We start from the raw sequence: 18,839 nt of genomic DNA, 5'->3' as shown, positions 1-18,839 counted from the left end.
TTCCCAAGGTTCAAGCATATGCATGACCATCATCGCTACCTGTACGGTTTCGGCAACGAGTTCGCCACCGAGGCCGTGCCCGGCGCGTTGCCGGTCGGGCAGAACTCGCCGCAGCGCGTGGCCCATGGCCTGTACGCCGAGCAGTTGTCGGGCACCGCGTTCACCGCGCCGCGCGGCGCCAACCGGCGCAGCTGGCTGTACCGGATCCGCCCGGCGGCGGTGCACGGCGCGTTCGCCGCCTACACCCAGGCGCATGCCTTCCACAACGACTTCAACGCCGGACCGGTGCCGCCGGACCAGATGCGCTGGAGCCCGCTGCCGTTGCCGCAGACACCGGTGGATTTCGTCGACGGGCTGTACACGATGGCCGGCAACGGTTCGGCCGAGGCCCAGCATGGCGTGGCGGCGCACCTGTACGCGGCCAACGCATCGATGCAGGGGCGCTTCTTCTACGACGCCGACGCCGAACTGCTGATCGTGCCGCAGCTCGGCCGGCTGCGGCTGTGCACCGAACTGGGCGCGCTGGAGTTGGCGCCGCAGGAGATCGCGGTGATCCCGCGCGGCGTGCGCTTCCGCGTGGAACTGCCCGACGGCGACGCGCGCGGCTACGTGTGCGAGAACTTCGGCGGTCTGCTGCGGCTGCCGGACCTGGGGCCGATCGGCGCCAACGGCCTGGCCAACCCGCGCGACTTCCTGACCCCGGTGGCCAGCTACGAGGAGGACGAGGGCGACTTCGAGCTGATCGCCAAGTTCCAGGGCCATCTGTGGCGTGCGCCGATCGCGCATTCGCCGCTGGACGTGGTCGCCTGGCACGGCAACTACGCCCCGTACAAGTACGACCTGCGCCGCTTCAACACCATCGGCTCGATCAGCTTCGACCATCCCGATCCGAGCATCTTCACCGTGCTGACCGCGCCCAGCGACACGCCGGGCACCGCCAACATGGATTTCGCGATCTTCCCGCCGCGCTGGCTGGTGGCCCAACACACCTTCCGGCCGCCGTGGTTCCACCGCAACGTGGCCAGCGAGTTCATGGGCCTGGTGCACGGTGTCTACGACGCCAAGGCCGAGGGCTTCGCGCCGGGCGGGGCCTCGCTGCACAACTGCATGAGCGGACACGGCCCGGATGCGGCGACCTTCGACAAGGCCTCGCAGGCGGACCTGTCGCGACCGGACGTGATCGCCGACACCATGGCCTTCATGTTCGAGACCCGCGCCGTGCTGCGCCCGACCGCGCAGGCGCTGGCGGCCGCGCATCGGCAGCGCGACTACCAGCAGTGCTGGGAGGGGCTGCGCCGCCACTTCCGCGCGCCCTGAGCGCGGAGCGCGCGCCGCGCCGGCGCGCCTCGCATGCCGGAACGCTTCATGCCGAAGAACGCCTGAGGCGATCCGCTCAGGCCGCCGCCAGCGACGCGTGCAGCGGCGCGGGCAGCACTTCCAGCACGCGCTCGCGGATGCGCTGCGCGTAGCGTTCGGAGGTCATCTCCGGCATCGCGCGCAGCGCCTGCGCGATCGCCTGCAGCGTGGCTGCATCCTCGCGCGCGTCGCGCAACTGCTGTTGCAGCGGACGCGAGGCCGGGTGGCGCTGCAACTGCAGCAGGTCGAGCAGATACATGCGCGCGTTGAGCAACGCGCGGCGCGGGTCCGCTGGCGCTGGGCTGGGCGCTGCCGGCGCCGCGCTCGGCGGCGCGCCGCTGGGACGGCCATCGTCCAGATATCCCTGCTGCAACAGCTCCTGCACGATCGTGGCGGCATTGTTGCCGCCCAGCGCGATCAGGTCGTCGACGCTGCGCTGGCCATCGGCCAGGATCAGCACGCGCCGTTGGCGCATGTCCAGCGGCGCGGCGTGGGATTGCAGTGCCGCAATGGCGAGGGCGGTCTTGCGCGGAGGCATGGGCGGGGTCCGGAACAGACCCAGCTTCGCCGTTGCCGGTGAAACGGCGATGACAGGCGCCGCACAAGCACACGTCGCGCAATGCGCGACCGTGGCGGCGAGGAGCTGGCGCACGCGAGCGCGGCCGTAGCAGCACGAACGTCCATCACCCAGCCGGTCTGCGCCGGACTCGCCGCTGACGTGGAGTTAGATGCCGAACGAATGGCCGTGCAGGCGTGCGCACTGTGGCCGGGCGAGACGCGATACATAACGCACCATCGGCCAGTGCATGCATGCATGCGCGGCGCGCGCTAGCCTATGCGCTGCTCCCGCGAGGAAATGCAATGAAGCCGACCCTGCCTGCCGCCGCCTTGTTGCTGCTCGCGCTGAGCGCCTGCGACACGCCGCCACCCGCCGCGCCGCCTTCCGCCGCACCTGCGGCGGCGCATGCCGATGACGCGCCGCCAGCGCTGGACCAGCCCGATGGCGACGTGCCCCCGGCGCAGGCCCCGGCCGCGGCGATGCCGCCGGAGATGGCGGCGTCGGCAGGGCAACTGGCGCGCGAGGACGGCTACGGCGACCTGCGCCTGGGCATGAGCGCGGCGCAGGCGCGCGCGGCCTGGGGTGGCGAGCTCGACGGACAGGCGGGCGAGGCCGGCGGCTGCTACGTCCTCAGGCCGCGCTGGGCCAAGGACAACGCGAACTTCGGCCTGATGTTCGAGGGCGACAAGCTGGTGCGCTACGACGTGCGCACCGCCAAGGAAACCGCGCCAGGCGGCGGCAAGGTCGGCATGGACCTGGCGCAACTGCGCACGCTATATGCCGGACGCGTGGAAGAGCAACCGCACAAGTACGTCGAAGGCGGCAAGGTGCTGCGGATCGCGGGCGCCAACGCGCAGGCCGGCGTGCTGGTGTTCGAGGTGGATGCCGCGGGCAAGGCGACCGCCTGGCGCGTGGGTCTGCCGCCGCAGGTGGACTATGTGGAGGGCTGCGGCTAGCGAAAGCCGCTGCATACCGCCAGCCAAGTCGTTGCACGGCAGTCGTGGTTGGCGACACGCGTCGCGGCTGAATCACCGCAGACACGCAACGCCGCCCCAAGCGCTGCGTCCGCTCCGCCCCGCAATGACAGCCACATCATCCACACCGGGCATAGAATCGCGCATCGAACGGCGAGGGGTGGGCGATGGCGAGCGCGATCGGCTTGGTGGTGGTGGGACTGCTGCTGCTGGCCCTGGGCGGCGACTCGATCGTCAAGGCGGCCTCCGGCCTGGCGCAGCGCTGCGGCGCCTCGCCGTTCGTGGCCGGGCTGCTGCTGGTGGCGTTTGGCACCTCGCTGCCGGAACTGGCGGTCAACATGCGCGCCTACCTGGTCGGCGCGCAGGACCTGGCGCTGGGCAACGCGGTCGGCAGCAACATCGCCAACCTCGGCCTGACCCTGACACTGGCCGCGCTCGCGGCGCCGCTGCTGGTGCGCACGCGGATGCTGGCGCCGTTGCTGTTGATGCTGGGGGTGGCGACGCTGGCGCTGATCGGCTTCGGCCTGGATGGGGCGATCTCGCGGCTGGAAGGCGGGCTGCTGTTGCTGGGTTTCGTCGGCGTGCTGATGTTCCTGCTGCGCCGCGGGCGCAGCGAGGAGGCCGCGCGCCAGCTCGGCCTGTCCGGCTATGCGGTGACGCGCACCGGGCTGGGCCTGAACCTGCTGCGCCTGCTGATCGCGATCGTGTTGCTGTACCTCGGCACCAACCTCGTCGTCGGTACGGCGCCGCGACTCGGCGCCGCCTGGGGCCTGTCGCCGCTGCTGGTCGGCCTGCTGCCGGTCGCGATCGGCACCGCGCTGCCGGAAGCGGCCGCCGCGATCGCCGCGGCGCGGCGCGGCCAGGGCGACATGGTGGTCGGGCACGTGCTCGGCTCCAGCCTGTTCAACCTGCTGGTGGTGATCGGCGGCATGGCGGCGTTGCGGCCGCTGCCGTTGCCGGCCTCGTTCGTGCGCCTGGAACTGCCGGCGGCGCTGGCGCTGAGCGTGGTGCTGTATCCGATGTTGCGCGGCGACATGCGCATCAGCCGCGGCGAAGGCGCGGTTCTGCTGGTGGCGTTCGTGGCCTGGATCGGATTGGAAGTGGCGCTTGTCGGGTGAGGCGGGGCCGGACCGGCCATTCGCCGCACACCACTCCCTGTAGGAGCGGCTTCAGCCGCGACCGGGCCTTCCCGGGAAGGCCCGGTCGCGGCTGAAGCCGCTCCTACACGCGCATGCCAGCGTCAGGCTTCGTCCTGCTCCGCCGGCGGCGGCAGGCCTTCCTTGTCGGCATGCTCGGCGCTGCCGGGCACCTGCGGGCGCTGTTCCAGCATCAGCGACAGCGCCGCCTTGGCCATCATGTGCGCGCTGATCGGCGCGGTGATGAACAGGAACGCGGTGATCAGCAGTTCGCGCGGCTGCGGGTCCTGGCCCAGGAACAGGTGGTAGCCGACCGAGGCCAGCAGCACGCAGCCCACGCCCAGAGTGCTGGCCTTGGTCGGCGCGTGCAGGCGCTTGAAGAAGTCCGACAGCTTCACCAGCCCCAGCGCGCCGAGCAGGATGAAGCCGCAGCCGACGATCAGCAGCAGCGACAGCCCGACCTGCAGTGCTGCGATCATTCGACGATGTCCCGGCGCAGCACGTACTTGCTCAGCACCACGGTGCTGCCGAAGCCGAGCATGGCGATGATCAGCGCGGCCTCGAAGTACACCGGCGAATCCAGGTGCATGCCGAACAGCATCAGTTCGGCGATCGCGGTCACCGACAGCGTGTCCAGCGCCAGGATGCGGTCGGGCACGGTCGGGCCGCGCAGCAGCCGCCACAGCGCCAGCAGCATCGCCAGCGCCACCACGTGCATGCACACCACGATCGTGGTCTCGATGAACATGTGGCTGGTCATGGGAAGATCTCCATCAGCGGCGCCTCGTAGCGCGTCTTGATCTGCCGGATCACGGTCTCGGCGTCGTCCAGGTGCAGCACGTGCACCAGCAGGTACTTGCGGTCGTCCGACAGCGCCGCCGACACCGTGCCCGGGGTCAGCGTGATCATGCTGGTCAGCGCGGCGATGCCGTGGATGTTGCCGATGTCCAGCGGCACCCAGATGAAGCCGGGACGGATCCGCGATTCCGGGCCCAACACCTGCAGCGCCACCACCACGTTGGAGCGCACGATGTCCCAGGCGACCACGCACAGCATCTTCGGCACCGAGCGCAGCGAGCCGATGCGCGCGAACTCGCGGTCCAGGCGCGCGGCGAACAGCGGCACCGCCACGCCCAACAGCGCGCCCAGCAGCACCTGGGCCAGGCTGAAGCTGTCGCTCATCAGCAGCCAGAACACGGTGACGGTGATGCTCAGCGGCCACGAGGGGAACAGGCGGCGCAACCAGGAACGGCGCATGTCAGGGCTCCCGTAGCGCCGGCGTGGTGGCGCGCAACTGGTGGGTGTAGTCCCCCGGGCGCAGCAACTGCGCGGCGGCGGCGTCGGTGTAGCGCAGCATCGGCCCGGCGGCGACGGTCATGGCCACGCCGTAGCCGAGCAGCAGCAGCGTCGCCGCGGTTTCCAGCGGCCGCGCGCGCGCCTTGCGCGGGTGCGGCTGCGGCAGTTGCGTGAGGCCGTCGTCGTCGCGGTGCTGGTCGCCCGGCACGCGCCAGAACAGGCGCACGCCGGCGCGGGTCAGGCCCATGATCACCATCAGGCTGCTGAGCAGCACCGCCGCCCACACCGGGCCGGTGACGCCGGCCGGGGTCGCGCCCAGGATCGCGACCTTGGCCAGGAACCCGGACAGCGGCGGCAACCCGGCCACCGACACCGCCGCGATCAGGAACAGCACGCCGGGCACGGTCTTGCCGGGCAGCGGCGCGATGATCTCCTTGCGGTCGCTGGCGTCGCCGCGGCGGCGCCGGATCAGGTCGGCGATCATGAACAGCGCCGCGGCGACGAAGCTGCTGTGCGCCAGATAGTACAGGCCGGCGCCGAGCGTGCCCGGCGCGTCCAGCGCGAAGGCGACGAACAGCGTCGCCGCCGACACGATCACCAGATAGCCGACCAGCACCCGCAGGCGCACCGCGGCCAGCACCCCGAGCGCGGCCAGCAGCAGCGTGCCGATGCCCAGCCACAGCAGCCAGTCGCGGCCATAGCCGTCCAGCGTCTGCGCCTGGCTGCCGAGGATCAGCGTGCTCACCCGCAGCACCGCGTACAGCCCGACCTTGGTCATGATCACGAACAGCGCCGCCACCGGCGCCGGCGCGCGCGCATAGGTCTCCGGCAGCCACAGGTACAGCGGCAGCAGCGCCGCCTTGGCGCAGAACACCAGCAGCAACAGGCCGAACGCGGTCTTGATCAGCGCCACGTTCTGCGGCGGCGCCTGCGCGACGCGTTGCGACAGCTCGGCCATGTTCAGCGAGCCGAGCAGCGCGTACAGCAGGCCCAGCGCGATCAGGAACACGGTGGAGGAGGTGACGTTGAACACCACGTAATGGAAGCCCACGCGCAGGCGCAGGCCGCGCCCGCCGCTGAGCAGCAGGCCGTAGGAGGCGATCAGCATCACCTCGAAGAACACGAACAGGTTGAACACGTCGCCGGTCAGGAACGCGCCGTTGAGCCCGGCCAGTTGGAACTGGAACAGCGCATGGAAGTGCGGCGCGCGCCGGTCCCAGCCGGCGCAGGCGTGCAGCAGGCAGGCTGCGGCGAGCAGGGTGGTGGTCAGCAGCATCCACGCCGACAGGCGGTCGGCCATCAAGGCGATGCCCAGCCGCGACGGCCAGTCGCCGAGCAGGTAGACCTGCACCTGGCCGTCGCCGGCGCGCGCGAACAACGCGACCACCGCCGCCGCCAGTGCCGCCATCGCGGTCCAGGCCACCGCGCGGCGCACGTGGCGGCCGTAGCGGCGGTGCTCCACGAACAGCGACACGGCCGCGCCGAGCAGCGGGATCAGGATCGGCAGGATGACGAGATGGTTCATAGCGCGCTGTCGCCATCGTGATCGACGCGCGCATCGACGTGGTCGCTGTGGTTGTCGCTGCGGCTGCGCATCGCCAGCACGATGCTCACCGCGGTCATCGCGAAGGCGATCACGATCGCGGTCAGCACCAGCGCCTGCGGCAGCGGATCGGCGTGTTCGGCCAGGGTCGGCGCCACGCCGTCGCGCAGCACCGGCGCCTTGCCCTGCACCAGCCGGCCGCCGGCGAAGATCAGCAGGTTGGTGGCGTAGGACAGCGCGGTCATGCCCAGGATCACGTCGAAGCTGCGCGCGCGCAGCATCAGATAGACGCCGACCGCGGTCAGCACGCCGATCGCGCTCGCCAATGCCAGTTCCATCAGCGCATCTCCCCGGTGCGTGGCGAACGTTGCGCCGGATCGATCCAGCCGCGCTGCGACGCGCGGGTGCGCGAGGGCTTGATCGTGCCCATCATCGACAGGGTCAGCATGGTGCCGCCGAACACCACCAGGTACACGCCGGTATCGAAGCCCAGCGCGCTGGCCAGCGGAATGTCGCCGATCAGCGGCAGGCGCAGGTCGTAGTGGCCGCTGGTCAGGAACGGCACGCCGAACGCCATCGAGGCCATGCCGCCGAGCGCGGCCAGCAGCAGGCCCAGGCCGATGCAGCGGATGTAGTCGAAACCGAAGCGCGATTCCACCGAGGCCGCGCCCTGGATCACGTACTGCATCAGCAGCGGCACCGCCAGCACCAGCCCGGCGATGAAGCCGCCGCCGGGCGCGTTGTGGCCGCGCAGGAACAGGAAGATCGACACGGTCAGGGTCAGCGGGAACATCAGCTGCGCCAGGTCGGCCGGCACCGGCAGCTTGATCGGCGGCCCCGGCATCACCTTCTCCGGCGCCATCCGCGCGCGCCGCAGCAGCGCGTGCACCACCAGCGCGGCGATGCCGAACACGGTGATCTCGCCGAAGGTGTCGAAGCCGCGGAAATCCACCAGGATCACGTTGACCACGTTGCGTCCGTAGCCTTCCGGCAGCGCGCGCCGCAGCAGTTCGCCGGCCATCGTGTCCGCCGGCCGGGTCATCACCGAATACGCCAGCAGCGCCATGCCGGTGCCGGCGGCGATCGCCAGCACCGCGTCGCGCAGCTGGCGCCAGCGCCCCGGCTCCAGCGGCGAGGCCTTGGGCAGGTAGTTCATCGCCAGCAGCATCAGCACCAGGGTGACCATCTCCACCAGCAACTGGGTCAGCGCCAGGTCCGGCGCCGACAGGAACACGAACACCAGGCTCACGCCCAGGCCGCTGCCGCCGATCACCAGCACCGCCAGCAGGCGTTGCCGGTACAGGAACAGCGCGGCCAGCGCGCAGCTGACGATCAATAGCCACAGCGCCCAGCCCAGCAACGGCATCGGCTGCGGCGCCGGCCACTGCGTCCACGGCGCCGGCGCGGCGACGAACGGCGCGGCCGCGACCACCACCGCCGCCAGCAGCAGCCAGCGCAGGCTGCGCTGCAGGCTGCCGTTGGTCAGCAGCCGGGTGAAGCGTGCGGCGATGCCGAACAGCGTTTCCACGTGCCAGTGGAACACGCGCTTGCCCAGCGAGCGGCGCACCTCGGTGTACAGCGCGGTCAGCCGGCGCAGGCCGAAGTACAGCGCCACGCCGCCGACCACACCGGCGATGCTCATCGCCAGCGGCGCGTTCCAGCCGTGCCACACCGCCAGGCTGTACGCGGGCAGCGCGTCGCCGAGGATCGCGCCGGCCGCGGTGCGCAGCACCGGCGCCACCGTCAGCGCCGGCGCCACGCCGACCGCCACGCACAGCAGCACCAAGATCTCCACCGGAATCTTCATCCAGCGCGGCGGCTCGTGCGGCATCGCCTCCAGGTCGCGCGGCCCGCTGCCGAAGAACGTCTCGTAGACGAAGCGCAGGCTGTAGGCCACGCCGAACACGCCGGCCAGCAGCGCCGCGCCGGCGGTGAACACGCGCATCGCCGCCGGCCCGTCCGCGCCCAGCGCCTCGGCGAAGAACATTTCCTTGGACAGGAAGCCGTTGAGCAGCGGAATGCCCGCCATCGCCAGCGAGGCGATGATCGCCAGTGCGCTGGTCACCGGCATCCAGCGGCGCAGATTGCCGAGCCGGCGCATGTCGCGGGTGTGGGTTTCGTGGTCGATGATGCCGGCGGCCATGAACAGCGAGGCCTTGAACACCGCGTGGTTGAGGATGTGGAACACGCCCGCCACCACCGCCATCGGCGTGGACAGGCCGAACAGCATGGTGATCAGGCCCAGGTGCGAGATCGTCGAATACGCCAGCAGGCCCTTGAGGTCGTGCTGGAAGATCGCGAACCAGGCGCCGGTGAGCAGGGTGATCGCGCCAATGCCGCTGACCGTGTAGAAGAACAGGTCGCTGCCGGCCAGCGCCGGATGCAGCCGCGCCAGCAGGAACACGCCGGCCTTGACCATCGTCGCCGAGTGCAAATAGGCCGACACCGGCGTGGGCGCGGCCATCGCGTGCGGCAGCCAGAAGTGGAACGGGAACTGCGCGCTCTTGGTGAAGATGCCGAGCAGGATCAGCCCCAGCGCCCACGGATACAGCGCGCTGGCGTGGATCGCATCGCCGGCGGCGAGCACCGCGTCGAGCTGGTAGCTGCCGACGATGCGGCCGAGCAGCAGCACGCCGCCGAGCAGGGCCAGGCCGCCGCCGCCGGTGATCACCAGCGCCATGCGCGCGCCATCGCGCGCGTCCTTGCGGTGCGACCAGAAGCCGATCAGCAGGAACGAGCTGATGCTGGTCAGTTCCCAGAACACCATCAGCAGCAGCAGATTGCCGGCGATGACCATGCCCAGCATCGCGCCCATGAACAGCAGCAGATAGCCATAGAAGCGGGCCACGTTCTCGCGCGCGCCCAGGTAGTAGTGCGCGTACATCACCACCAGCGCGCCGATCGCCAGCACCAGGCCGGCGAACATCCACGCCAGCCCGTCCAGGCGCAGCGAGAACTGCAGGCCGATCTGCGGCAGCCAGGCGTGGTCGGCGCGGACAATGTCGCCGTCGAGCACGCTCGGCGCCAGCATGCCCAGCAGCACCAGCCCGGCCAAGGGCGCGGCCGCCGCGGCCCAGGCCAGCGTGGCGCGCGAACGCTGGCGCAAGGCGACGACGGCGGCCGCCATCAGGAATGGCAAGGCCAGCAGGATGTCCAGAACGGGGATCATGCAGGGAATACGAGATTCGCGAGCAGGGGCCCGAGTGTAACAGGCGCCCAATGGCGTCCGCCTGCGATGGAAAACGGCGCATGCGAGGTCATCCGCACACGTTACCGCGCCTGGAGTGATGCGCCTGCGAGCGTGCCGCGATGGCGCAGGCCGACACGCCGGGCGGGGGCGGTGCGCAGCCCGGATAGCCAGTTGCGACGCCCGCATCGCGCTCGGCCGCAAGGCTTCATTCGCATGCGGCGCGGCGGCGGCATTGGGCGCGACGGCGCGCGCTCGCTATGCTTGTGCGATGACCGTATCGCCCACCGTCGCCGCCGCTGCCTCCTCCGCGCCCGTGCACGCGGCCGGCGCGCGCGTGGCGCTGCTGTTCGGCGGCAGCGGCCAGATCGGCGAGCGCGTGCTGCAGGGCCTGCTGGCCGATGGCTGGCAGGTGCATGCCTATTCGCGCGCCGCGCAGCCGCCGCGCGCCGGCGTGACCTGGCATGCCGGCGAACTGGGCACGCTGCAGGCGCCGCCGCCGGTGGACGCCATCTTCAGCTGCGGCCCGCTGGACGCGTTCGCCGACTGGTACCGGCGTACGCCGCTGCGCGTGCCGCGCGTGGTCGCCTTCGGCTCCACCAGCCTGGAGGTCAAGCGCGATTCGCTGGACGCGGCCGAGCGCGACGTCGCGCGGCGCCTGCGCGAGGCCGAGGCCATGCTATTCGGCACCGCCGCCGAGCGCGGCGCGGCGGTCACCGTGCTGCGTCCGACCCTGGTCTACGGTGCCGGCCGCGACCGCACGCTGAGCGCGATCGCCGCGCTGGCGCGGCGCAGCGGCTGGTTCGTGCTGCCGCGCAGCGCCCGTGGCCTGCGCCAGCCGGTCCACGTGCAGGATCTCGCCGACGCGGCGCTGGCGGTGCTGGCGCACCCGGCCACGCACGGCCGCAGCTATGCCTTGGGCGGCGGCGAGGTGCTCAGCTACCGCGACATGGTGCGGCGGGTGCTCGGCGCGCTGCGCCCGCCGCCGAGGTTGCTGGCGTTGCCGCACGCCCTGTTCGCGCTGGCCTTGGCCCTGGCGCATGCGCTCGGCCGCCTGCGCGGCATGAACCGCGCCGCGGTGCAGCGCATGGGCGAGGATCTGGTGTTCGATCTGGAGCCGGCGCGGCGCGATTTCGGCTATGCGCCGCGCGCGTTCGCGCCGGATGCGACGATGCTCGGCCTGCCCGGCTGAGCGCGCGGCGGCCTCAGTAGCGCCAGCCCATGCGCCGATAGAGCTTGGCCAGCACCCAGGCCGGCCCGATCAGCAGATACACCAGGTCGGTGAGGAAGCTGGGCCTGTGGCCTTCGAGCTTGTGCCCGACGAACTGCGCGATCCAGGCCACCACGAACACGCCCAGCGCCAGCCACAGCAGGCCCTGCAGGCCGACGTGCGCCTCCAGCAGGCGGCACAGGCAGCCGCAGAAGAAGAACGCGGCGAGCATGCCGTAGCCCAGCGTCCGCGACAGCCGGTTGTAGTACATCCACGCCGCGAACATGCCCAGCGCCGCCCACAGCCCGCTCTGGAACCAGGTGCCGCCGACCGGAATGCACCACAGCAGCGCCACCACCGACCACAGGATCGCCGGCACCGCGAGCACATGGATGCGCTGGTTGGCACGGTTGCGGTGATCGTCGGAATAGCCGGCGAAATAGCGGTCGATCGGGCGCGCGTAGGCGGTGGTATCCATCATCCCTCCCAGGAACCGGGCCAGCATAGCGCCATCGGCGCGGCGATGCGGAGACACGCGACGCGTCCCGCGGCCGTTCCTTCTCCCGTCGGGACCATAGCCCCCTTTTCGGGGGAAGGTGCCCCGCAGGGGCGGATGAGGGTACGGGCGCAGCCTCGCACACCCAAACTTCGCGAGTCGCTTTCGCGCCGGACCCTCACCCCAACCCCTCTCCCGGAGGGAGAGGGGCTAGGCTCTTCCTTCTCCCGTCGGGAGAAGGTGCCCCGCAGGGGCGGATGAGGGTACGGGCGAAGCCTCGTGCACCCAAACTCCGCGAGACGCTTTCGCGCCGACCCTCACCCCAACCCCTCTCCCGGTGGGAGAGGGGCTAGATCGGGACTCGCGGCGGCGAAACGCGGGACGGGTAGCCGTTCGAATCGTTGCGGCGTGCGCGGCGCCCGGGTGTGGCGGTTACAGCGGCGCGGGTTTGGGCAGGGTGGCCGGATCGAACGCGGCGAAGGTCACCTCGCCCAGCTCCTTGGACGACAGCTCCAGGGTCTTGTTTTGCCCGGTCTGCGTGTCGGTGAGTTCGCGCACCACCTTGTCCAGCAGCCAGGTCTTGCGCGCGGCGTCGTAGCGGAACGCGATGTCGTCGGCCCAGCGTTCGCGCGAGCCGCCCGAAATCGAAATGGTGAAGCGTCCGGACTCGATGCGCGCATAGGCGTAGGGGTCGCCGGCCATTCCGCCGCAGCGCGCGCAGGGCACGAGCCGTGTGTTCTCCGCGGACTTGTGCAGCGCTCCCGCCGCGTCCTGGGTCAGCAGGATGACCGTGCGCGGCGCGCCTTCGCCCAGCTTGGCGTCGCCCGTCGGCGGCGAGACCACCAGCAGCGCGTCCGCACGGCCGGCACCGGTCAGGTCGCCGCGGACGGCGTCCACACGCTGCATGCCGGCGGGAACGAAGGCATCGACGCTGGGCGCCGGCGCGTTCGCGGGCGGGACGGTGTTCGGCGCGGCGCTTGGCTGCGGGGCCACCGTGGTCGGCGCAGCGGCGGCCGCGGCTGGCTGCTGTGGCGTGGCGCCGTCGGCTGCGGCATTGCGCTCGGCGTGCGGACCGCTGCATGCGGCGAGGGCGAGGACCAGGGCGGGGGCGATCAGTCTGGAAGGCTGCACAGAGGTGTCCTTGGCAAGGAGCGATGGAGCGTCTCGGCGGCGGCGCGCGGGTGAGACGGGATGGCGCGCGATGGGCTTCGGTTCCCGAACACGCCGCGGCGACGCGCACGTCATGCGTCGCCTAGCGTGCCGCCTGGACGCGTCGAACGGCGGCGTTACAGCGCTTGATCGTCCACTTTCACCAGCGTCCAGCACGGGCGCTGGGCGAAGAGGTAGACCTGCTGGTCGCCGGTGTCCGGGGTTCGGACCAGCACCTCGCGGCCTTCGGCGGTCTCCGACACCACCACCTCGCGACCGTTGGCGCGGGCGATCTCCAGATTCGGGATGACCGGCCAGGTGACCTCGGCCAGCGGCACCTCGCGACGCACCGGCTTCGGTTCGGGCTCGGCGTCCGCATCCACATGGATCATGGTCAGCGGATCGGCGGTGGCCTTTTCCTGCACCGCGATCTCGGCGCCGAAGCGCTTGAGGAACCCGTCGAAATCGGTGTCGGGGCAGCGCGGCGCGGCCTGCGCGGGAGCGGCGGCGGTCGCCGCAGGCGGCGTGGCCCCGGCGGCGGGCTCGCCCTGGTGCGGCTTGCAGGCGGCAAGGGCCAGCGCGAGCGCCAGTGCGGTCGAAAGCGTGCGGACGAGAGCCAACGGATCCTCCTGATCTGTTTGATGCCATCACCCCATGCGGGGCGGCCGATTCTAGGATGGCAGGGTAAACGAGCGGTGAAGCCGGCGATGGTGGCGCGACGCCGGCACGTGTTCCTGGTCAGGCGCGTTCCCGCGGTGGACATGCGCGGCGATGGCAGGACCGCCGCGGCCTCGCTCCCGCAACCTGCTAGATGCCGTTGGAGAACACCTCCAGCGCCTCGGCACTCACCCAGCCCTGCGCGCAGTCGCCGACATAGATGCCAGGCGCGGCGAGGCGGCACGCGCCGCCCTGTCCGGGCACGCGGCGCTGAATCGGCCGATCGCCGTAGGTGCTGCATATGTCCTTGCCCTTGCACTGTTCGACGCTGGCGGTGGGGACGGCGACGACGTAGTAGTACATCGGGTTCTGCCCGGCACGGGCGATGGCCTGCACGCACACGAACTGATTCGGTGCGAAATGCGCGCGCGCTTGCGACGCGCTGCCGGTGGTCGGCACCCGGTCGAGCGCGTCCACGCCCTCGTCCCGCACCACACCGGCGAAGCTGTAGGCGTCGCACTGCGGCGACAGATCCACGTCGTAGAAGTCGCCAGCCTCCAGGTTGCCGGCCTCGCAGCCGCGGCTGCCGGTGGCATCGGGGCATTGCGTGCCGCTGGCCTGGATCAGTGCCTGCATCGCGTCGGCCGTCGCCGCTGCGGGCGTCGTGCCGGCGGGCGCGGGCTTGGCCGGTTGCGCCGCAGGCGTGGCCGGGGCCGCTGCGGGCGCCGTGGTGGCGGGCGGCTCGCCCGCGTTGCAGGCCGCCAGGAGCAGCAGCGTAGCGGCCAGCGCCAGGGTGCGCGGCAGAGAAGAACGGAGCGCGGTGGACGGTGTCATGGCGGTCTCTGCTTGATGGAGCCTGGCCTGCACGGTGAGCGCGCAGGCGGTGAAGTGACGCGTGCCGGTGGGCGCGGGGCAGGTGGCCCGCGCGCAGCCAGGCCCTGCCGTCCTTGCCCGCCCGTCGCGTCGTCAGTCGATCGAAATGCCCGCCAGCCGCTGCAGCGCCTCGGCGTACTTGGCGCGGGTGCGGTCGATCACCTCCTGCGGCAGGCGCGGGCCGGGCGCGGTCTTGCCCCAGTCCAGCGTCTCCAGGTAGTCGCGCACGAACTGCTTGTCGTAGCTCGGCGGGCTGGTGCCCACTTCGTACTCGTCGGCGGGCCAGTAGCGCGAGGAATCCGGGGTCAGCATCTCGTCCATGATGTACAGGCGGCCGTCGGCGTCGGTGCCGAACTCGAACTTGGTGTCGGCCAGCAGGATGCCGCGTTCGGCGGCGAAGTCGGCGGCGAAGCGGTAGATGCGCAGCGTGGCGTCGCGCACGCGCTCGGCCAGTTCGGCGCCCACGCTCTTGACCATCGCGTCGAAGTCGATGTTCTCGTCGTGGTCGCCGACCGCGGCCTTGGTCGAGGGGGTGAAGATCGGCTCGGCCAGCTTCTCGGCCTGGCGCAGGCCGTCGGGCAGTTCGATGCCGCTGACCTTGCCGGTGCGCTGGTAGTCCTTCCAGCCGCTGCCGATCAGGTAGCCGCGGGCGATCGCCTCCACCGGCACCGGCTTGAGCTTGCGGGTCACCACCGCGCGCTTGGCGTACAGGGCGGTGTCCACGCCCTCGGGCAGCACCGCGGCCACGTCGATGCCGGTGAGGTGGTTGGGCATCAGGTGTTCGGTCTTCTTGAACCAGAAGTTGGAGACCTGGCACAGCATCTCGCCCTTGCCGGGGATCGGGTCGGGCAGCACCACGTCGAAGGCGGACAGGCGGTCGGTGGCGACCATCAGCAGGTAGTCGCCGGGCGGCGCGTCGGCGGGCAGGCGCTCGCGGGGCAGATCGAAGACGTCGCGGACCTTGCCGCGATGGCGCAACGGCAGGCCGGGCAGATCGGATTGCAACAGCGTGGTGGACACAGGCACTCCTACGGACTTCGCAATGGCGGCTGTCCCGGGACCCGGCGGGCCCGCGGCGCGACAGCGGGCCGCGTAGTGTACGGCCGGAAAGCCCCGCTGTGCCGTAAAATACGAGGCCTTGTCCGCCGAGCCCGCCCTCGCCCATGCCCTGGTACGGAAAACTGCTCGGCGCCATCGCCGGGGCGCTGCTGCTGCGGCCCAATCCGGTGTTCGGCGCGGTGCTCGGAATGCTGATCGGGCATGCCTTCGACGCCGACTGGTTCAAGCTCGGGCAGCGCGACGATCCCTACCGCGAACTGGGCGTGGGCCGCGACGCCACCGATGCCGAGATCGAACTGGCCTACCGTCGGCTGATCTCTCAGTACCACCCCGACAAGGTCGCCGGCGCCAGTCCGGAGCTGCGTGCGCGGGCCGAGAAGAAGGCCAGCCAGCTCAACACCGCCTACGACCGTATCCGCACCCTGCGCAAGCGCTGAGACCTTCGCCATGTCCGACTGCATCATCTCCCCGTCCATCCTCTCCGCCGATTTCGCCCGCCTCGGCGAGGAAGTGGACAACGTCCTCAAGGCCGGCGCCGACTGGATCCATTTCGACGTGATGGACAACCACTACGTGCCGAACCTGACCATCGGCCCGATGGTGTGCCAGGCGCTGCGCAAGCACGGCGTCACCGCGCCGATCGACGTGCACCTGATGGTCGAGCCGGTGGACCGGCTGATCCCGGATTTCGCCGAGGCCGGCGCCAGCCTCATCAGCTTCCACCCCGAGGCCAGCCGCCACGTGCACCGCAGCATCCAACTGATCAAGTCGCACGGCTGCAAGGCCGGGCTGGTGCTCAACCCGGCGACGCCGGTGGACATCCTCGACTGGGTGCTGGACGAGCTGGACCTAGTGCTGGTGATGTCGGTCAACCCGGGCTTCGGCGGCCAGGCCTTCATCCCCTCGGCGCTGGACAAGCTGCGCGCGATCCGCGCCCGCATCGACGCCAGCGGCAAGCCGATCCGGCTGGAGATCGACGGCGGGGTCAAGCCGGACAACATCGCCGCGATCGCCGCCGCCGGCGCCGACACCTTCGTCGCCGGCTCGGCCATCTTCAATGCGCCGGACTATGCCGCGGTGATCGCGCAGATGCGCGCCGCGGTGGCGGCGCGCTGAGATGGCGGCGCTGCACATCCGCCCGGCCACGGCCGACGACGCCGCGCTGATCCTGCGCCTGATCCGCGACCTGGCCCGCTACGAGCGCGCCGAGGACGCGGTGCAGACCGACGAGGCCGGCCTGCGCGCCAGCCTGTTCGGCCCGGGCGCCAGCGCCCGCGCGCTGATCTGCGAAGCCGGCGGCCAGCCGGTCGGCTACGCGGTGTACTTCTACAACTATTCCACCTGGCTCGGCCGCAACGGCCTGTACCTGGAAGACCTGTACGTGGATCCGGCGCACCGCGGCGTCGGCGCCGGCAAGGCGCTGCTGCAGCATCTGGCGCGGCAGGCCGTGGCCGAAGGCTGCGGGCGCTTCGAATGGTCGGTACTGGACTGGAACCAGCCGGCGATCGACTTCTATGAAGCGGTCGGGGCGCGGGCGCAGGACGAGTGGACCGTGTACCGGCTGCAGGGCGAGGCGCTGGCCCGGTTCGCGGCCGGCTGAGCGGCGCGCAACAAGAAGAAGCCGCACTGTCGCCAGTGCGGCCCCTGGGAGAAATCGGAGGCTGATCCTGCCTCCATCCGTCGTCCTTGCTATGGCCTTCCATGTTCCGGGCGATCGGTGACGCGGGTATGACAGTGCGGTTGCCATCGCGCTGCTGGCCGTGCCTGCGCCGGTAGCCGACCACGGCAGGCCAGCCGGTGCCGATGACCCGCCGCAGCGCGTGCCGAGCGCAGTGCCCATGGTCCGCGCGCCGGCGCGCCGCGCATTCACGATGTCCGCATCCGCCGCCGGCTAGGCTGCAGGCCTGATCTCGGGAAGGTCCGCATGGCAGCACCGCACTGGCGTCTGATCCTCAATGGCAAGTCGGCGGGCGACGAGCCGCTGCGCGAGGCCGTGTCCGCGCTGCGCGAGCGCGGCATCCAGCTGCACGTGCGGGTGACCTGGGAGGAGGGCGACGCGGAGCGCTACGTGGCCGAAGCGGTGGCCGACGGCGCCGACTGCATCGTCGCCGCCGGCGGCGACGGCACCTTGAGCGAAGTGGCCAGCGCGCTCGCGCACCACGACGCCGATGCCGTGGCGCTGCCGGCGCTGGGCCTGGTGCCGTTGGGCACGGCCAACGATTTCGCCACCGCCGCCGGCATCCCCGCCACCCCGCTGGAGGCGTTGGAGCTGGTCGCGCAGGCGCCGGCCGTGGCCATCGACCTGCTGCGCATCGAGGCCGAGCACGGGCCGCACTGGTGCGCCAACGTCGCCAGCGGCGGCTTCGGCACCCAGGTCACCGTGGAAACCGACGAGGGCCTGAAGAAGATGCTCGGCGGCCTGGCCTATCTGATCACCGGGATGGGCAAGCTCGGCCAGATCGATCCGATCCAGGCACGCTTCGAGGGGCCGGAGTTCGCCTGGGAAGGCGAATTCATCGCGCTCGGTCTGGGCAACGGGCGCCAGGCCGGCGGCGGCCAGGCGCTGTGTCCGGACGCACTGCTCGACGACGGCCTGCTCGACCTGACCATCGTCCCGGAGATGAGCGGCGAAGTCGCCGCGACCCTGGGCACGCTGGTCACCTCCGGCAAGCAGGCCGCGCTGGAACGGGTCGCGGTGCGCGCGCAACTGCCCTGGGTGCGCATCGACGCGGCCATGCCGCTGACCTTGAACCTGGACGGCGAACCGGAGACCTCGCGGCACTTCCGCATCGATTGCGTGCCGGGGCGCCTGCGCATGCACCTGCCGACCGGTTCGGCCTTGCTGCGCGGCCGGGCGGGATAGCGGCGCCCTGCTGGTCGATTGCCGCAGGGCGGGGCGCGTCTGGACTGAAGGGCGCCTCTACTAATCCCCAAAAGCATGTCGATGCATTTCGAGCCGCCGATGCGCCCACTCGGCATCGAGGCGTTCGGGATGTCCTGGCGTGGCAAAGGCGCATTGGCGATGGGACTTGGTGGCGTTGCGGACGCGTTTCCCATGGATGCCTTGGCATCGCGGCCACTTCGTCTTCCTGTCGCGGCTGAAGCCGCTCCTACACGGGCACCGCGCGCCGTTGTAGGAGCGGCTTCAGCCGCGACAGGAAAACGATATGCCATCGACGCACGCAACGTGGAGCTTCCGGACTGAAGTTACTGGAGGCGCCCTGAAGTGGCGCCCTGAAGTGGCCCCCACAAGGGGCGCGAGGCCTGCTGGCTGGGCGCACTGTGGGAGGGACTTCAGTCCCGACTGCATCCGCCCCAGCCAATCCTGCCGCTTTCCAATCTGC

At 71.0% G+C, this 18,839-nt stretch carries 20 protein-coding genes; 8 read left to right on the top strand and 12 right to left on the bottom strand.

The window, feature by feature from the left end:
* The first annotated feature begins 18 nt into the window (after positions 1-18).
* Positions 19-1,317 (top strand): homogentisate 1,2-dioxygenase, encoded by a 1,299-nt coding sequence (gene hmgA / locus AB3X07_RS20940; protein ID WP_369940908.1) that lies wholly within the window; start codon positions 19-21, stop codon positions 1,315-1,317.
* Between the two features lie 76 nt (positions 1,318-1,393).
* On the opposite strand, the gene AB3X07_RS20935 is transcribed toward hmgA, so the two are convergent.
* Positions 1,394-1,894: a hypothetical protein gene (locus AB3X07_RS20935; RefSeq protein ID WP_369940906.1), complete on the bottom strand. Its 501-nt coding sequence runs from the start codon at positions 1,892-1,894 to the stop codon at positions 1,394-1,396.
* Between the two features lie 323 nt (positions 1,895-2,217).
* On the opposite strand from AB3X07_RS20935, the gene AB3X07_RS20930 reads away from it, so the two are divergent.
* On the top strand, positions 2,218-2,871 hold the full coding sequence (locus tag AB3X07_RS20930; protein ID WP_369940905.1) for a lectin: 654 nt from the start codon (positions 2,218-2,220) through the stop codon (positions 2,869-2,871).
* 185 nt (positions 2,872-3,056) lie between these two features.
* Entirely contained in the window at positions 3,057-4,007 is a 951-nt protein-coding gene (locus tag AB3X07_RS20925; protein WP_369940903.1) for a calcium/sodium antiporter, read from the top strand.
* A 122-nt stretch (positions 4,008-4,129) separates the two neighbouring features.
* Here the strand turns inward: AB3X07_RS20925 and AB3X07_RS20920 are convergent, their stop codons facing one another.
* Genes AB3X07_RS20920 through AB3X07_RS20895 form a run of 6 tightly spaced genes read right to left on the bottom strand, consistent with a single transcriptional unit; the run spans position 4,130 to position 10,033 of the window.
* Entirely contained in the window at positions 4,130-4,504 is a 375-nt protein-coding gene (locus AB3X07_RS20920) for a Na+/H+ antiporter subunit G (RefSeq protein ID WP_369940901.1), read from the bottom strand.
* Positions 4,501-4,785, bottom strand: a complete 285-nt coding sequence (locus AB3X07_RS20915) for a K+/H+ antiporter subunit F (RefSeq protein ID WP_369940899.1) — start codon at positions 4,783-4,785, stop codon at positions 4,501-4,503. The genes AB3X07_RS20920 and AB3X07_RS20915 overlap by 4 nt, the downstream gene beginning before the upstream one ends.
* Entirely contained in the window at positions 4,782-5,282 is a 501-nt protein-coding gene (locus AB3X07_RS20910) for a Na+/H+ antiporter subunit E (RefSeq protein WP_369940897.1), read from the bottom strand. Before AB3X07_RS20910 ends, AB3X07_RS20915 begins: the two co-directional genes overlap by 4 nt.
* Before the next feature lies 1 nt (position 5,283).
* Positions 5,284-6,846, bottom strand: a complete 1,563-nt coding sequence (locus AB3X07_RS20905; RefSeq protein ID WP_369940895.1) for a monovalent cation/H+ antiporter subunit D — start codon at positions 6,844-6,846, stop codon at positions 5,284-5,286.
* Positions 6,843-7,202 carry a Na+/H+ antiporter subunit C gene (locus AB3X07_RS20900; RefSeq protein WP_369940893.1) on the bottom strand — a complete coding sequence of 120 codons (360 nt, stop codon included), beginning with the start codon at positions 7,200-7,202 and terminating at the stop codon, positions 6,843-6,845. The genes AB3X07_RS20905 and AB3X07_RS20900 overlap by 4 nt, the downstream gene beginning before the upstream one ends.
* Positions 7,202-10,033 (bottom strand): monovalent cation/H+ antiporter subunit A, encoded by a 2,832-nt coding sequence (locus AB3X07_RS20895; protein ID WP_369940892.1) that lies wholly within the window; start codon positions 10,031-10,033, stop codon positions 7,202-7,204. Before AB3X07_RS20895 ends, AB3X07_RS20900 begins: the two co-directional genes overlap by 1 nt.
* 289 nt (positions 10,034-10,322) lie before the next feature.
* Between AB3X07_RS20895 and AB3X07_RS20890 the strand changes: the two genes are divergently transcribed.
* Positions 10,323-11,243 carry an SDR family oxidoreductase gene (locus AB3X07_RS20890; protein WP_369940890.1) on the top strand — a complete coding sequence of 307 codons (921 nt, stop codon included), beginning with the start codon at positions 10,323-10,325 and terminating at the stop codon, positions 11,241-11,243.
* A 13-nt stretch (positions 11,244-11,256) separates the two neighbouring features.
* Here AB3X07_RS20890 and AB3X07_RS20885 read toward each other — a convergent pair whose 3' ends face one another.
* The 5 genes from AB3X07_RS20885 to AB3X07_RS20865 all read right to left on the bottom strand — a co-directional run bounded on the left by AB3X07_RS20885 (position 11,257) and on the right by AB3X07_RS20865 (position 15,456).
* On the bottom strand, positions 11,257-11,739 hold the full coding sequence (locus tag AB3X07_RS20885) for a DUF962 domain-containing protein (RefSeq protein WP_369940889.1): 483 nt from the start codon (positions 11,737-11,739) through the stop codon (positions 11,257-11,259).
* A 450-nt stretch (positions 11,740-12,189) separates the two neighbouring features.
* A complete protein-coding gene (locus AB3X07_RS20880) occupies positions 12,190-12,663 on the bottom strand; it encodes a hypothetical protein (RefSeq protein WP_369944831.1) in 474 nt (157 codons plus the stop codon).
* A 380-nt stretch (positions 12,664-13,043) separates the two neighbouring features.
* Positions 13,044-13,526 (bottom strand): hypothetical protein, encoded by a 483-nt coding sequence (locus tag AB3X07_RS20875; protein WP_369940887.1) that lies wholly within the window; start codon positions 13,524-13,526, stop codon positions 13,044-13,046.
* 187 nt (positions 13,527-13,713) lie between these two features.
* Positions 13,714-14,397, bottom strand: a complete 684-nt coding sequence (locus AB3X07_RS20870) for a hypothetical protein (protein ID WP_369940885.1) — start codon at positions 14,395-14,397, stop codon at positions 13,714-13,716.
* 132 nt (positions 14,398-14,529) lie between these two features.
* Complete coding sequence (locus AB3X07_RS20865; RefSeq protein ID WP_369940883.1) at positions 14,530-15,456, bottom strand: phosphoribosylaminoimidazolesuccinocarboxamide synthase; 927 nt, start codon at positions 15,454-15,456, stop codon at positions 14,530-14,532.
* Between the two features lie 143 nt (positions 15,457-15,599).
* Here AB3X07_RS20865 and AB3X07_RS20860 point away from each other — a divergent pair, with 143 nt between their 5' ends.
* The 4 genes from AB3X07_RS20860 (at position 15,600) to yegS (ending at position 18,358) form a co-directional block, all read left to right on the top strand.
* The gene (locus tag AB3X07_RS20860) at positions 15,600-15,932 is read left to right on the top strand and encodes a J domain-containing protein (RefSeq protein WP_369940881.1); all 333 of its coding nucleotides are present in this window, start codon (positions 15,600-15,602) and stop codon (positions 15,930-15,932) included.
* A 10-nt stretch (positions 15,933-15,942) separates the two neighbouring features.
* Positions 15,943-16,611, top strand: a complete 669-nt coding sequence (gene rpe, locus AB3X07_RS20855; protein ID WP_369940879.1) for a ribulose-phosphate 3-epimerase — start codon at positions 15,943-15,945, stop codon at positions 16,609-16,611.
* A gap of 1 nt (position 16,612) precedes the next feature.
* Positions 16,613-17,095, top strand: a complete 483-nt coding sequence (locus tag AB3X07_RS20850) for a GNAT family N-acetyltransferase (RefSeq protein WP_369940877.1) — start codon at positions 16,613-16,615, stop codon at positions 17,093-17,095.
* A 324-nt stretch (positions 17,096-17,419) separates the two neighbouring features.
* Complete coding sequence (gene yegS, locus AB3X07_RS20845; RefSeq protein ID WP_369940875.1) at positions 17,420-18,358, top strand: lipid kinase YegS; 939 nt, start codon at positions 17,420-17,422, stop codon at positions 18,356-18,358.
* Positions 18,359-18,839: the final 481 nt, after the last annotated feature.

It is taken from the genome of Xanthomonas sp. DAR 35659 (genome assembly GCF_041242975.1).
Classification (GTDB): Bacteria; Pseudomonadota; Gammaproteobacteria; order Xanthomonadales; family Xanthomonadaceae; genus Xanthomonas_A; species Xanthomonas_A medicagonis.
This window is presented reverse-complemented; position numbering and strand designations above follow the sequence as displayed.